This is a genomic window from Nocardia exalbida NBRC 100660, assembly GCF_000308575.1.
GTDB classification, from domain to species: Bacteria; Actinomycetota; Actinomycetes; order Mycobacteriales; family Mycobacteriaceae; genus Nocardia; species Nocardia exalbida.
Genome location: NZ_BAFZ01000160.1, coordinates 41083 through 55666 on the forward strand (window position 1 = coordinate 41083; position 14584 = coordinate 55666).

At 69.1% G+C, this 14584-nt stretch carries 12 protein-coding genes and 1 tRNA gene; 6 read left to right on the forward strand and 7 right to left on the reverse strand.

Annotated features, from left to right (window positions below; translation table 11 throughout):
- Positions 1-151 precede the first annotated feature (151 nt).
- The 4 genes from ON29_RS31320 to ON29_RS31335 form a co-directional block, all read right to left on the reverse strand.
- Positions 152-224: transfer RNA gene (locus ON29_RS31320), tRNA-Arg, on the reverse strand.
- A 90-nt stretch (positions 225-314) separates the two neighbouring features.
- On the reverse strand, positions 315-1121 hold the full coding sequence (locus ON29_RS31325; protein WP_040871817.1) for a hypothetical protein: 807 nt from the start codon (positions 1119-1121) through the stop codon (positions 315-317).
- 74 nt (positions 1122-1195) lie between these two features.
- A complete protein-coding gene (locus ON29_RS31330) occupies positions 1196-2662 on the reverse strand; it encodes a flavin-containing monooxygenase (RefSeq protein ID WP_040871818.1) in 1467 nt (488 codons plus the stop codon).
- Positions 2663-2818: 156 nt separating this feature from the next.
- On the reverse strand, positions 2819-3961 hold the full coding sequence (locus ON29_RS31335; RefSeq protein WP_040871819.1) for an acyl-CoA dehydrogenase family protein: 1143 nt from the start codon (positions 3959-3961) through the stop codon (positions 2819-2821).
- A gap of 540 nt (positions 3962-4501) precedes the next feature.
- Here ON29_RS31335 and ON29_RS31345 point away from each other — a divergent pair.
- The 3 genes from ON29_RS31345 to ON29_RS31355 all read left to right on the forward strand — a co-directional run bounded on the left by ON29_RS31345 (position 4502) and on the right by ON29_RS31355 (position 8449).
- Complete coding sequence (locus tag ON29_RS31345; protein WP_040871821.1) at positions 4502-4897, forward strand: ArsR/SmtB family transcription factor; 396 nt, start codon at positions 4502-4504, stop codon at positions 4895-4897.
- On the forward strand, positions 4894-5913 hold the full coding sequence (locus tag ON29_RS31350; protein ID WP_040871822.1) for a cation diffusion facilitator family transporter: 1020 nt from the start codon (positions 4894-4896) through the stop codon (positions 5911-5913). Before ON29_RS31345 ends, ON29_RS31350 begins: the two co-directional genes overlap by 4 nt.
- An 898-nt stretch (positions 5914-6811) precedes the next feature.
- Positions 6812-8449, forward strand: a complete 1638-nt coding sequence (locus ON29_RS31355; RefSeq protein WP_040871823.1) for a long-chain fatty acid--CoA ligase — start codon at positions 6812-6814, stop codon at positions 8447-8449.
- 15 nt (positions 8450-8464) lie between these two features.
- Here the strand turns inward: ON29_RS31355 and ON29_RS31360 are convergent, their stop codons facing one another.
- The 3 genes from ON29_RS31360 to ON29_RS31370 all read right to left on the reverse strand — a co-directional run bounded on the left by ON29_RS31360 (position 8465) and on the right by ON29_RS31370 (position 10654).
- Positions 8465-9013, reverse strand: coding sequence for a hypothetical protein (locus ON29_RS31360; RefSeq protein WP_040871824.1), 549 nt, complete (start codon positions 9011-9013; stop codon positions 8465-8467).
- A gap of 124 nt (positions 9014-9137) precedes the next feature.
- Positions 9138-9530, reverse strand: a complete 393-nt coding sequence (locus ON29_RS31365; RefSeq protein ID WP_040871825.1) for an SCO5389 family protein — start codon at positions 9528-9530, stop codon at positions 9138-9140.
- Between the two features lie 59 nt (positions 9531-9589).
- Positions 9590-10654: a nitronate monooxygenase gene (locus tag ON29_RS31370; RefSeq protein WP_083864193.1), complete on the reverse strand. Its 1065-nt coding sequence runs from the start codon at positions 10652-10654 to the stop codon at positions 9590-9592.
- 189 nt (positions 10655-10843) lie between these two features.
- Here ON29_RS31370 and ON29_RS31375 point away from each other — a divergent pair, with 189 nt between their 5' ends.
- The 3 genes from ON29_RS31375 to ON29_RS31385 form a co-directional block, all read left to right on the forward strand.
- On the forward strand, positions 10844-11716 hold the full coding sequence (locus tag ON29_RS31375; RefSeq protein WP_040871826.1) for a M23 family metallopeptidase: 873 nt from the start codon (positions 10844-10846) through the stop codon (positions 11714-11716).
- A gap of 143 nt (positions 11717-11859) precedes the next feature.
- Positions 11860-12843, forward strand: a complete 984-nt coding sequence (locus ON29_RS31380; RefSeq protein WP_040871827.1) for a helix-turn-helix domain-containing protein — start codon at positions 11860-11862, stop codon at positions 12841-12843.
- Positions 12844-13136: 293 nt separating this feature from the next.
- On the forward strand, positions 13137-14584 hold a 1448-nt coding region (locus tag ON29_RS31385), incomplete at its 3' end, for a non-ribosomal peptide synthetase (protein WP_040871828.1).

A 14584-nucleotide genomic window follows, 5' to 3' on the forward strand; every position in this document is an offset into this window, starting at 1 on the left:
TTTTGCCGGTCCAGTTGCCCTTGTTTCATGATTCCTACAGGACTCGAACCGGGGCAACCGTTGACCTGCATTTATACGGTTCCGTTGACGATCCGCAAACCGCGCGTGGATCGCGAAACTGAATTGACCTGCGGAAACGCTGTCGTGTATGTGCCCTCGGCAGGATTCGAACCTGCGACACCCGCTTTAGGAGAGCGGTGCTCTATCCCCTGAGCTACGAAGGCGTGGGTGGGCTGGGCCCGCCCGGGACGTTCGCAGTCTACCGGGTGAGGGGCTCGGAAGCCGCATCGCTGTCGGGGGGATATCGCGAGTGATCAGAAGCCTCCGCCGTCGAAGCCTCCGCCTCCATCGAAGCCTCCGCCGTAGTCGCCACCCGAGTCGTACCCTCCGTCGTAGTCGCCACCCGAGTCGTACCCACCGTCGTTGTCGCCACCGGCGTCAAAGCCCCCATCCGCGGCCATCCCGTCTTGGAAGCCTTCGCCGTAGCCGCTCTCGAAGCCGGACGCTCCGTAGCCCACTCCGGACATTCCGGCGAATAGGGATGTGAATAGGAGGGTGGAGCCGAGGCCCCACGCGCCGGCGATCAACGCGGGTTTCCACCAGGGCTCGGAGTACCACCCCGCGGGTACCGGACGTCCGGCCACTCGGCCACCGGGGTAGTAGTTGGGGGTCGATGGCGAGGGAGCGGGGGCGGCGGCGATCTGCCTGCCTTCGTATTCGACTACGCGCTTCTCCGTGACCTGTCCGGCGGTGTTCTGGCCGTCGAGGGCGGGGATCGCGGGGCCGGGGTCCATCCTCATCGCGGTCCGCGCGGCCCTGATGTAGTAGAGCCCTTCGAGGGCGGTCTGCTTCGCCAGTCGTGCCTGCGTGGGGGTGCGGGCCTGGTCGAGTTGGGCGCCTGCCGCGAGATGCCGTTCGGAGGCGTCGGCGAGTGCCTGAACGGCGGCGTCGTTGCCGCCGGAGAGGCTGTAGACCTGGCCGCCTAGTCGTTCGTTCACCTGCCGGGCGTCGGCGAGAGCGTCGGCGAGTTCAGTGGCTTCGCGCTGTTTGCCCTGCTGCGACTGCCAGGCCAGTAAGGCGATCAGCGCTATCAGTATCAGAACGATCAGTAGCCACCACATGGCACCTCTTCCGCTGGACCTCGGACCAGTTCAGTTTACTGACCGATAGCTGAGGTCGGGCTCGGTGTGCCGGGTCAGCGCGTTGCCGCTTGCGCCTCGTCGTAGTCGGCGGGGTGGAAAGTGCGGGTCTTCCAGCGGTAGAGGACGGTGGCGCCGGGCCAGTTGTTGGTGATCCGGCCGGAGGCGTTGCGGTACCAGCTGGAGCAGAAGTTCCAGGGGGTGTCTTTCAGGCGGCGCTGTAGCCAGTCGTCCCAGCGCTGCTCGGCGGTGGGGCGGGCGGCGAGGTAGCGGCCGGGGCGGTCGGTGAGGTAGCGCACGACCTGGCGGATGTAGCGGGCTTGGGATTCGAGCATGTAGATGATGGAGCCCGCGCCGACGTTGGTGTTCGGGCCGTACATCAGGAACAGGTTGGGGAACTGCGGGACAGACAGGCCGAGGTAGGCGCGGGCGCCTTCGTCGCCCCAGACGTCGGCCAGCTTGCGGCCGCCGAGGCCGTAGATGTTCATCGGCGCCAGGAATTCGGTGCCCTTGAAGCCGGTGCCGAAGATGATGACGTCCACTTCGTGCTCGACGCCGTCGGCGGTGCGGATTCCGGTCGGCGTGATCGACTCGATGGCGGTGGTCTCGACGGTGACGTTCGGCTGCGCGAGCGCCGGGAAGTACTCGTTGGAGAACAGTCCGCGCTTGCATCCCGCCGCGTAGTCGGGCGTCAGTTTCGCGCGCAGTCCGGCGTCGGGAACCTGCTTTTCGCGGTGGCGGTCGGCCAGGGCGATCACGGGGGTCTTGATCGCCGGGATGTCGGTGAGTCCGAGGGCGAGCAGTTCGAAGACGGACCAGATGGTGAAGCGCTCGGCGAGGCGGCTGGGTGGGAAGTACTTGAACAGCGCGTGGTGCAGGGCGCTGTACTCGACGTCGGCTTTCGGCAGGACCCAGGCCGCCGAGCGCTGGAACAGCGTGAGGTGGGCGGCGTCCGGCTGGATGCGCGGGATGTACTGGATCGCGCTGGCTCCGGTGCCGATGCAGGCGATGCGCTTGCCGGTCAGGTCGACGTCGTGGTCCCACTCGGCGGAGTGGAAGGCGGGACCGGTGAAGGTGTCGATGCCGGGAATGTTGGGTAGCGCGGGACGTGAGAGCTGGCCGACCGCCGGGATGAGGATGTCGGCGGTCAGTTGCGCTCCGTCGGCCGTGCGGACGGTCCACCGGCCGGTGCGCTCGTCGAATTCCGCGTCGGTCACCTCGGTGCCGAAGCGGATGAAGCGCCGCAGGCCGTGCTTGTCGGCGACGCCGCGCATGTACGCGTGGATGTCGCGCTGTTCGGAGAAACGCCGTGGCCAATCGGATTTCGGCTCGTAGGACCAGGAGTACAGCGGGGAGGGCACGTCGCAGGCGGCGCCGGGGTAGGTGTTCTCCCGCCAGACGCCGCCGAGGTCGGTGGCGCGCTCCAGGATGGTGAAAGTGTCCAGCCCGGCCCGCCGCAGCTCCAGTGCCATGCCGAGCCCGCCGAATCCGGCTCCGATGATGATGATGGACGGCGTCGTCATGTCTCGAGGGTACGCAACAGTACTCGCAGGTCCGAAGACATCCGCGGTCAATCAATCGGTATTTTCGGCCACGGTCGCGGTGCGGCGGTCGCTCAGCCCGCGCGAAACGTGGGGCCGCTCGATCGTGCGCGTTTTATTCGCGTAGGCGCCCCGGCATCAGTTGCCCGCGAGCTGGCGTGCGATGACCAGACGCTGAATCTGGTTGGTGCCCTCGAAGATCTGCATCACCTTGGCCTCGCGCATGTAGCGCTCGACGGGGAAGTCCTGGGTGTAGCCGTAACCGCCGAAGACCTGGACCGCGTCGGTGGTGACCTTCATGGCGGCGTCGGTGGCGACGAGTTTGGCCACGCTGGCCTGGCGCGAGTACGGCAGCCCCGCGTCCCGGCGGCGGGCGGCGTCGAGGTAGGTGGCGCGGGCGGAGTCCACCGCGGCGGCCATGTCGGCGAGTACGAAGCCGAGCCCCTGGTGGTCGATGATGTGGCGGCCGAACGCCTCGCGCTCCTTGGCGTACGCGACGGCCTCGTCGAGGGCGCGCTGCGCCAGGCCGGTGGCGACCGCGGCGATGCCGAGGCGGCCGGAGTCCAAGGCGCTGAAGGCGATGGACAGGCCCTGTCCCTCCGCGCCGACGCGGCGTTCGGCGGGCAGGAACGCGTCGTCGTAGGCGGCGGTGGTGGTGGGCACGGCGCGCAAACCCATCTTCTCCTCGGGTTTGCCGAAACTCAGTCCCTCGGTGTCGCCGGGGACCAGGAAGCAGGAGATGCCGCGGGAGCCTTCGCCGGTGCGGGCGAACAGCGTGTAGAAGTCGGCGCGGCCACCGTTGGTGATCCAGGCTTTGGCGCCGGTGATCCGGTAGCCGCCCTCGACCGGGGTGGCGCGGCAGCGCAGCGCGGCCGCGTCGGAACCGGCGTGCGGCTCGGACAGGCTGTAGGCGCCGATGGTCTCGCCGGAAAGCATGCCGGCAAGCCAGCGCTGCTTCTGCTCCTCGGTGCCGAACGCGAACAGTGGATGGCAGCTGAGACTGTGCACGCTGACGGCGACGGCGACCGCGGCCCAGCGGGCGGCGAGCTCCTCGAGCACCTGGAGGTACACCTCGTAGGGTTGCGCGCCGCCGCCGTATTCCTCCGGATACGGCAGGCTGAGCAGTCCGGCGGCGCCCAGCGCGGGGAAGACGCCATCGGGGAAGATCCCGGTCTTCTCGCACTCGGCCACGCGCGGCTCGAGCACCTTGTCGGCGATGTCGCGGGTCAGTTCCAGCAGGTCCCTGGCTTCGGGGGTGGGCAGCATTCGGTCCACTGGCATGTCGTCTACTCCGCGGTCGCTCGATTCTCGTGATTCACAGTAACCGGGCGTCGGCGGGGATCGGTCCGCTCGTCCGGGAGTGGTGATCGGCAACCGTCGTCGCGGGTGGATGAACCGGTGGGCGGAGATCACGGTACGGACAGAATTCCCGCGAGCACGCCCGGTTCGGTGCAGAATGTCCGGATCGCCAGTGGCGCAGCCGGTGCGGCCGAGGTGCAGGGACGCTCACGCGGCCCGTGCTGCACGTGCAGCTGTGCGCGCAGGTGCGCGTGAACTTTCCGGCCGCCGCCGGATCATTCGTGCTGGTCATCGCCGTTCCATCGGGCGTGGTCCGAAATGGAGTGCGCAGCTGCGCGATTGGTTCGTCTCATTCGGGTGATATCCCTTCGATCGTCTGGCGCAGTGACGCCACACTCGACTAAGACAGAAAGCTGTTGGGATTCGGGGTCGACCGGTGCGTCGGCGGCAACGCAGGGGGTGCCGCCGCCGCATCGGCCCGGAGACCTGGTTCCACATCGCAATCCGTTCTAATATCTGCGTATGAATGCAGATAGCCAGGAATGGCGGCCGCGTCTCGCCGAGGATCAGGTCGGACTGGTTGTCGAGGTGTTCCGCATGCTCGCCGATCCGACGCGGGTGCAGGTGCTCTGGGCACTGGTGGATCGCGAACTGTCGGTGAACGATCTGGCCGCGCGAGTCGGCAAGCCGGCGCCTTCGGTGTCGCAGCATCTGGCCAAGCTGCGGATGGCGCGGTTGGTGAGCACCCGCCGATCGGGGACGACGATCTTCTACCGGCTGGAGAACGAGCACGTCCGGCAGTTGGTGGTGGACGCGGTGTACAACGCCGAGCATGCGGGGCCCGGTGTCCCCGCGCACCATCGCGGCGTGGGCGCGGTGCGCGACCTCCCCGGCCGCGACGAGGCGAGTGCGTCATGACCCATCGGCATCAGCATCCTCACCAACATGCCGGGCATCATCACCGCCATCGGTCGAGCGCGATCGGCGCGGTGCGGGAAGTCTTCGTCCCGCACAGCCATGACGCGGCCGACAGCATCGATGACGCGCTGGAGGCGAGCGCGGTCGGCATCCGGGCGGTCGGGATCAGCCTGGTCGTGCTCGGGTGCACCGCGGTGCTGCAACTGGTGATCGTCGTCGCGTCCGGCTCGGTGGCGCTGGCCGCGGACACCGTGCACAACTTCTCCGACGCGCTGACCGCGGTTCCGCTGTGGATCGCGTTCGCCCTCGGACGCAAGGCCGCGACCAGGCGCTACACCTACGGCTTCGGCCGGGCCGAGGACCTGGCCGGGCTCTTCGTCGTCGCGATGATCGCCCTGTCCGCGCTGATCGCCGGCTACGAGGCGGTGCGCAGGCTGCTCGATCCGGTACCGCTCGACCACTTGGGCTGGGTCGCCGCGGCCGGGTTGATCGGATTCCTCGGCAACGAGACGGTAGCGCTGTACCGGATCCGGGTGGGGCGGCGAATCGGCTCGGCGGCATTGGTCGCCGACGGTCTGCACGCGCGCACCGACGGGTTCACCTCGCTGGCGGTCCTGCTCGGGGCGGGGGGAGTGGCGCTGGGGTTCCCGCTCGCCGACCCGATCGTCGGGCTGCTCATCACCGTCGCGATTCTCGCGGTGCTGCGGACCGCGGCGCGCGACGTCCTGCGCCGGTTGATGGACGCCGTCGAGCCCGAGTTGGTCACCGCGGCCGAGCGGGCGTTGTCCGCGGAGCCGGGCGTGCAGGGCGTGCGCAGCCTGCGGATGCGATGGATCGGCCATCGGCTGCACGCCGACGTCGAACTGGACGTCGCCCCGACGATCACGCTCGCGGACGCCCATCACGTCGCGCACGAGGCCCAGCACACCCTCACCCACGTGGTGCCCAAGCTGGACACGGCTGTGGTGCACGCCTATCCGGCGCATACCGAGGTCGCGCTGCCGGGCACGGCCTGAAGCCGGGCGGCTGCTCTCTGGGTCGCGGTGCCGGGTGCGGCAGGAGGCCGGACATCCGCTGCCGAAGTCGCGGTCCCCGCAGGGTTGGGAGCCGAGCATGTGTCCGCTGAGGTCGAAGCGCCGAGCTGACCAGCGGAAACTGAGGGCGTGCGCCATCCGATAGGGGCCCGTGGGATTGCCCCGTCGGCCTTGCCCTAGGCCGCCTACCGTTGGGTAGCATCGCCGGTGTGATGTGGCTCATGGTCGGTGCGTGCTGAACCATGCCGCCGCGTGTACCGACTTCTGCCGAGCTTCCCGACCCGGTCTTACGCAGCCGCATCCCGGAAGATCCCGAGGCCGCCGGGATCGGCGTGGCGGCGGGTTTCGCCGACCTCGTTCCAGACCGGGCGCTGAGCCGGGCGCGCTCCGATGTGCCGGTCGGCGCACCACGCCGTTCGGCATCGACTCCGAGTCCGAAGGCGTCACCGCATTCGTCGTGCACCTGCTCATCGAACATGGAAGCACACGTACCGATCGGCCCGCCGCATTCCCGGATCCGTTTGTTACGAAGCGGGATTCATGAGCGGATAGGTGCTCGCGCGTCGGTCCGGCGTGGTGACGTGGCCGGAAATCCTCGCTACAGCGCCGGCCCCGCGATCCCGGATCGAACCGGACCCGGCGTCGGTGGTGAACGGCCCGATGCTCGTCGGCCGGGTGTTCAGCCTGTTCTGCCCCGATTTCCGCTCGCCTCGGCAGGACCGGTGATGCGGCGCTGTCGTACGCGGTGCTCACCCGCGGCGAACCGATTCCGTATCCCGGACAGATCCGCTGGGTGGGGTGCTCGACGGGAGCACGTCGCAGGTGGCGGAAATCGACTTGGCTTTCTGACGGGAAGTCACCGAAGAAAAGAGGAGTTCCGATGTTGAGCACCATGCAGGACGAGCCGTTGTCGCTGGCAACGTTGCTGCGCTACGCATCGACGTTCGCCGGCGATTCCACTGTGTCCACCTGGACCGGTACCGGCGTGCGCACCATGACCTACCGTGAGGTCGGCGCCGAATCGGCGCGGTTGGCGAACGCGCTGCGCTCGTTGGGCATCGGGGTCGGCGATCGGGTCGGCACATTCATGTGGAACAACAACGAGCACCTGGTCGCCTACATCGCGGTGCCCGCGATGGGCGCGGTGCTGCACGCGCTGAACATCCGGTTGTTCCCCGACCAGGTCGTCTACGTGGCCAATCACGCCGAGGACCAGGTGGTGCTGGTGGACGGCACGCTGGTGCCGCTGTTCAGCCAGATCCTGCCGCACCTGACGACGGTCCGCCACGTCATCGTGGTCAACGGTGACGCGGCGACGCTCACCGCGCCCGAGGGCGTGCAGGTGCACTCCTACCCCGAGTTGCTCGGCGCGCAGCCGGACACCTACGACTTCCCGGTGATCGACGAGCGTTCCGCCGCGGCGATGTGCTACACCTCCGGCACCACGGGCGACCCGAAGGGCGTGGTGTACTCGCACCGCTCGAACTGGCTGCACGCCATGCAGGTCGGCGCGAACAACGGGATGGGCCTGTTCGAAACCGACACCATCCTGGCGATCGTCCCGCTGTTCCACGCGAACGCCTGGGGTCTGCCGTACGCGGCGCTGATGTCGGGGTCGAATCTGCTGATGCCGGACCGGTTCCTGCAGCCGGGCCCGCTGCTGGAGATGATGGCCGCGCAAAAGCCGTCGTTCGCCGCCGCGGTGCCGACGATCTGGGGTGGGGTGCTGGCGGCGCTGGCGGCGAATCCGCAGGACATCATGCACCTGCGCTCGGTGGTGGTGGGCGGCTCGGCGGTGCCGCCGTCGATGATGCGCACCTTCGAGGACTCCCACGGCGTGCGCGTGCTGCACGCGTGGGGCATGACCGAGACCTCGCCACTGGGCAGCGTCGCGCATCCGCCCGCCACCGCGGTCACCGACGAGGAGAAGTGGGCCTACCGGGTGACCCAGGGCCGCTTCCCGGCCGGGGTGCGCGCGCGTCTGGTCGGTGACGACGGCGTGGTGCCCAACGACGGTGTGTCGCTGGGCGAGTTGGAAGTGCGCGGGCCGTGGATCACCGGCTCGTACTATTCGCCGGACGGCGCGGTGATCGATCCGGAGAAGTTCGACGATGGCTGGCTGCGCACCGGCGATGTCGGCAAGATCAGCCCCGACGGCTACCTCACGCTGGTGGACCGATCCAAGGACGTGATCAAGTCCGGTGGCGAGTGGATCTCGTCGGTGGATCTGGAGAACGCCGTGATCGGCCATCCCGCGGTGGCCGAGGCCGCGGTGATCGGTGTGCCGGACGAGAAGTGGGACGAGCGCCCGCTGGTGGCGGTCGTCCTCGCCGAGGGCGCCGAGGTGAAACCCGAGGATCTGCGCGACTTCCTGGCCGACAAGTTCGCCAAGTGGCAGTTGCCGGAACGCTGGGCGTTCATCGCCGAGGTTCCCAAGACCAGTGTGGGCAAGTTCGACAAGAAGCGGTTGCGCAGCCAGTACGCCGACGGCGACCTGGAAGTCACCACGCTCGGCTGACGGCGCCGCCCCGCGTCACCACTTCAGCATCGGCAGTGGTGACGTGGGGTGGGTCCGCAGCCGCCGCGCGGCCAGCGACACGAGCCTGCGGTGGAAGCCGTGGTTCGGGTAGCGCTTCGCCAGGTCGCGGTAGGTTCCGCGGGAAATGCCGAACCGGCCGAGCAATCCCCGTTCGATGTCGATGGCGTCGGCGCGCCGGAAGATCTCGACCGGGTCGTGCGGCGGCCCCGCCGGGCGGAGCTTGTGATGCTGATCGATCATCGACACCACCAGCCCGGTCGAGTCGTCGCGGTCGATGCTGGCCAGCCACGCGCGTGCCTGGTCGCACGAGGGGGCGAGGTAGTCGAAGCTGCCCGCCGACCAGATGCCGATGTCGTGCATGGTGGCGGCGGTCAAGAACTCCTCGCGTGTGCTCGGTCGAGGTTGCTGGTCGGCGGCCAAGAGGTCGCACAGCGTCAGGACGCGCAGCACGTGATTGGTGTAGGCGGCGCGGTCCGACCCGAGCTGTTGCTGCCACGGCGCGAGCCGGGCTTCGACCTCATCGCGAAGATCGTTGCTGCTCATGGCGGTTGACCATACGCGCAACCGTCCGCCGTCGACGGCGGCGACGCGCGGGCGCACCACCGGATGGACGCGAACACCCGGCGCGGGCGAATCAGTTTGCCGCGCCGGGTGTTCAGCTCGTGGATCAGCAGTTGCGCAGTTCCGGGCTCTGGTTGAGCAGCTGGGCCCGAGTGCTGATGAACGTGCTGTAGGTGTCGCCGCCGACCGCGGCGAGCGGGAACGCGGCGACCCGGTGGCAGTTCTGGAAGGCGAGCTTCACGCCGAAGTGCCGCTCCAGTCCACCGCGAATCGCGTCGGAAGCCATGGCGCGCAGCAGTTGTCCGCGTGCCACGTCGTCGGGCGGGGCGATCGTGTTGTCGGCGTATTCCTCCGTGCCGGAACGCAGGTCGGCGGCCACGCGGCTGACCACTTCCCAGGCGTACGGCAGCGAGTTGCGGACGACCTCGACGAAGTCGGCGTCGTCGACCTCGCCGCGCTCGGCGCGTTCCAGTATTGCGGTGGGGACATCAAGGGACATGGCGCTCTCCTCCAGTGCTGGACGTCGATGCGATGCCCGAGTCTAATCGAAAGTCGTTGTCAATAATGCTGGATTCGGCGTGAAAGAGCTTTTTCCAGTGCGGCTTTCGTGTCGGCTGCCAGCTGGGCGACCAATTCTCCCGCGGGTGACTCGGGGGTCAGCGTATGGGCTTGACCGGCCCAGAGATTGACCTCGTCCGGGTTGCCCGCCGCGCGCGCTGCGGCCCGCAGCGGGGCGGTGGCGTAATGGATCTCCGGGTATCCCACCGGCGCGGTTGCGCTGTGCCGCAGCAGGAATCGGTTGCGCAACCCGCGTGCCCTGCGTCCGGTGAACGCTCGCGTGAGCATCGTCGGGGTGTCGGCGGTCAAGGCGGTGCGGTGCACCTGGCTGGTGCCTGCTTCGGGGCAGCGCAGGAATACTGTGCCCAGTTGCGCGGCCACGGCGCCCGCCGCGAGGGCGGCGGCGATGCCCGCGCCGGTCGCGAGGCCACCGGTGGCCACCAAGGGCCGGTCCGTGGCGGCGGTGAGCAGTTGCAGTAGCGCCAGCAGGCCGAGCGGGTCGGCGGTGTCGTCCGCAGGGCGGTCCACGAAGGTCGCGCGGTGCCCGCCCGCCTCCGCGCCTTGGGCGATGAGCACGTCGGCGCCCGCCTCGACCGCGACGCGTGCCTCGTCGACCGAGGTGACGGTCACCCAGATTTCGGAACCGGCGGCGTGCAGCCGCCCTATCTCCGCGGCGCTCGGGCAGCCGAAGGTGAACGACACGGCGGCGACCGGGTCGGCGACCAGCAGGTCGAGCTTGGCGTCCCAGTCGTCGGTGTCGTAGCGCGGATCCCCGAGCGTGTGGTCGGCGCCGAGTTCGGCGAGATAGTCCGCGAGGTCGGCGGCGGGGGTCGGTGGGCCGGGTACGAAGAGGTTCACGCCGAACGGCTTGGCGGTGGCCGCGCGCGTCGCCGCGATCCGCGCCGCGGTATCGGCCGCGCTCAGATAGCCGGCGGCCAGCTGGGCGAACCCGCCCGCCTCGGCGACCGCGGCGGTCAGCTCGGGAGTAGAGGGGCCGCCCGCCATCGGGGCCAGCACGATCGGAACGTCCACCTGGTCGAGGATCACGCTCCGATTGTCGCGCATCTGGACATGTGACTCGGGCCTCACCAGCGATTTTCCGCTGGAAGGTTGCGGAATGGTCACGACGCGGTAGAGTTCCCGTCACGACGGATGCCAAACCGTTATCCGCTCGGCTTCACCGGATCGTTATCGAACCCGGTTCGGCTCGGGCTCCGGCATCCCGGACCCTGTTCTACGACCGAGGACTCAGCTTTGTCGCAGCACCGTGTAGGCCCCAGTTCCATTACCGTCCAGAGCCTCCTCGGCGACGGCGGCGAAACGGGCCGGCCGACGCGGCACCGCGCCGAGCCGTCCGCCACCGAGCGCGTGAAGGCCGCCGCGACCGCTGCGGTCGCCGCGGGCGCTCTGATCGGCGCCGCCAGCCAAGTCGCTCCCGCGATCGCCTACGCGTCGCCGTTGCTGCCCGGCTCGCACGATGCCGACGAGGAGACGCAGGCCGCGCCTTCCACCGTGAAGGGTACGAGCATCCTGCCGATCGCCGAGGCGAAGGTCGCCGAGCCGGTCGCGCAGGCCGCGCCGGAGCCCGCCGCGGTCGCCGGGCAGATCGCGGCCCAGGTCGCCGCTCCGTTCGGCATTCCCAATCTTCCCCCGGAGATCGCGGCCCCCTTGGCTCAGGCCGAAGAGGTCCTCAAGGGCGTGCAGCAGCAGGTCGCTCCGGCGCCCGCGGTGCGCCCGGTGGCCGGTGAGATCAGCTCCGGCTTCGGCAGCCGCTGGGGCGCCATGCACTACGGCCTCGACTTCGCCGACGCGCTGGGCGCGCCGATCCACTCGGTCAGCAACGGCACCGTGATCGAGGCGGGACCGGCTTCCGGTTTCGGCCTGTGGGTGCGCGTGCTGCAGGACGACGGCACCACCGCGGTCTACGGGCACGTGAACGAGATGTTCGTGCACGCCGGGCAGCACGTCAACGCGGGCGACGTGATCGCCACCGTCGGTAACCGGGGGCAGTCCACCGGTCCGCACCTGCACCTGGAGATCTGGGATCAGGGGGGCACCAAGATCGACCCGATGCCGTACCTGTCAGCCAAGGGCGTGCCGTTGCAGTGGGGCCCGTCCGCGCACTGATTTCTCCTGTCCAGCTTGATATTCCGGTCAGCGCACGGTTGCGCGCAGCGGAGCTTCCCGCGACGAGGTAATGCGGGAAGCGGTTGGCGCACGGGTCTTTCAGAGCCGCCCCATGGGCACCGGTCGGTCGCTAGGCTCGGGCCGTGATCGAGCTGGGCGACATCTTCGAGCCTGGGTCACCGCACGGCCGCGTCTACGCCGTGCTGGTGCACCATCCGCGGTCGAGTCTCACCGATATCGCGCAGTACCTGGGCGTTTCGGAAGACCTCGCCGCGGACTCGTTGGATGTGTTGTGTGAATTGCGCGCCGCGGTCCGCGTCGAGTCGCCCGAGGGCGAACCGCTGTGGGACGCGCACGCACCGGAATCGTTGTCCGAAGCCGAGGCGCGGCGCAGACAGCAGGAGATCAACCAGATGCACGCGGCCGCGGCGCGCTTGAGCGAGACGTTCCGTTCGGTGCGCCGCTCGCCCCGCGGGAACGGCGCGGTGGTGCCGGTGTACGAGCGGCTGGAGATGCTGGCGGATTTCGAGGAAATGCAGACCGGCGCGCGCAGCTGCGTCAAGCTGGTCGAGCGCGGCCCCTATCTCAGCGATCCGGAACGCGAGCGCCGGCTGTTCGAACTCAAGCGGACCAGGCTCGCCGAAGGAATCCGCTATCAGACCTTGTATCAGGACACCGTCTACCAGGATCCGGAGCGCTTGCGGCACGCGCTGTCCACCAACGCCGGCGGCGCACAGGCCAGAACGCTGCCTGAGCCGCCGTTCAAGCTGATCATCAGCGACGACGAGCGCGCCAGCCTGGTGCTGCACGCCGACGAACGCAGGCCCGACCCGATGGGTCTGCGCATCACGGGGTCCCCCACGCTCGAGCTGTTGGTCAAGACCTTCGACGTACTGTGGACGATGGCCGCGCCCATATCGGTGAATCCGGCCGCCGAGGCGCTGGACGAACGCGACCGCGCGATCCTGACCTTGATGGGACTGGGCGCCACCGACGACACCATCGCGCGCAGGCTCGGGATGTCCCGGCGCACGGTGGTCCGCCGGACCGCACGGCTGCTGGAGCGTCTCGGCGCGAGTACGAGATTCCAGGCGGGGGTGCAGGCGACCCGGCGCGGGTGGCTGTGAGCAAGCTCACCGATCGAACGAGTCTTGCAACATGAGGGACTCGGCGCCGATATAACGGCAGGCATCAGGCAAGACACCGATTCCATGGGGGAGTGGGCGGCGCTCGACGAGAGGACAGCACCGAAAGGGGGGACGCGGACCGCACCGACGGCAGCCGCGGCAATCCGATACAGCGCGCGGGTTGGGCAGTCAAGCCCCTATATGATTGCTCGGTCCGCGCTGGCCCCGGATAACGAACCCTGCGCAGGGTACGGCCCGGGTCCTGGCTCGATGCGAGAGGTGAATGCACTCGAATGGAAACCGCCCGTCGCTCTGCTCGCGGTAGCCGTCGCCGCAGGTCGGGCAGTCCGCTGTTCGCGCAGCTGCTCACCGCCGCCGTCGAGTCCGCCGCCACCGAGGTCGCGATCCGGTTCAACCCCACGGGAGATCCGGCCGACGATCGGGAACTCACCTACGCCGAGCTGGACGCCGCGTCCTCGCGGCTGGCCAGGGAGCTGATCGAGCGCGGTGTCGGGCCGGGCGACGTGGTCGCCATCGGAATCTCGCGCAGCGTGGAGTCGGTGCTCGCCGTCTGGGCCATCGCCAAGACCGGCGCGGCGTACGTGCCGGTGGATCCGACCTACCCCACCGATCGCATCAACCACATCGTCGCCGACTCCGGCGCCACGGTCGGCTTGACCACCTCGGCGCACCGCCCGGTGCTCGGCACCGGCGTGTACTGGATCGAGCTGGACGACCCGGTACAGGCAGCGCGCATCGCCGCGCGCCCTGAGCACCCCATCTCCTACACCGACCGGGTGCGTCCGCTGGACGAGCGGCACCCGGCCTATGTCATCTACACCTCCGGGTCCACCGGCAAGCCCAAGGGCGTCGTGGTCTCGCACAGCGGTCTCGCGGGACTCGTGACCGCGGAGCGCGAGCACTACGGGGTGACGGAGGATTCGCGCGTTCTGCACGTCTGCTCGCCGAACTTCGACGTCTCGGTGCTGGAACTGCTGCTGGCCTTCTCCACCGGCGCGACGCTGGTGATCGCGCCGCCGTCGGTGTTCGGCGGTTTCGAGTTGGCGGACCTGCTGCGGCGCGAGCACGTCACGCACATGCTCATCACGCCGGGGGCCCTGGAATCGGTGGATCCGGCGGGGCTGGACGACTTGCAGGCCGTCGTGGTGGCCGGCGACAAGTTCGGACCCGAACTGGTCGCTCGCTGGGCGACCGAGCGCGAGTTCTACAACGGCTACGGGCCCACCGAGGCGACGATCCTGGCTACCAGTACCCCACCGATGACGCCGGGCGAGCCCATCACGATCGGCACGGCCATCCCTGGAGTCGGGGCGTTCGTGCTGGACTCGCGGCTGCGGCCGGTGCCGGCCGGGGTGGTCGGCGAGCTGTATCTGACCGGTCCCGCGCTGGCGCAGGGCTATCTCAACCGGCCGGGCCTGACCGCGGAGCGATTCGTCGCCAGTCCGTTCGGCGCCGACACCGGCAACCCCGGAGCGCGGCTCTACCGCACCGGCGACCTGGTGCGCCGCACCGAATCCGCGGGCCAGGACGGCGTCATCGAATACCTGGGCCGCTCGGACTTCCAGGTGAAGATCCGCGGTTTCCGCATCGAACTCGGCGAGATCGACAACGCGCTCACCGGCCACCCGGACATCGACTTCGCGGCCACTCTCGGCAAGACGCTGCCCTCCGGCGCGACCGCGCTGGTTTCCTATGTGCTGCCGCGGCCCGGGGCCGACGT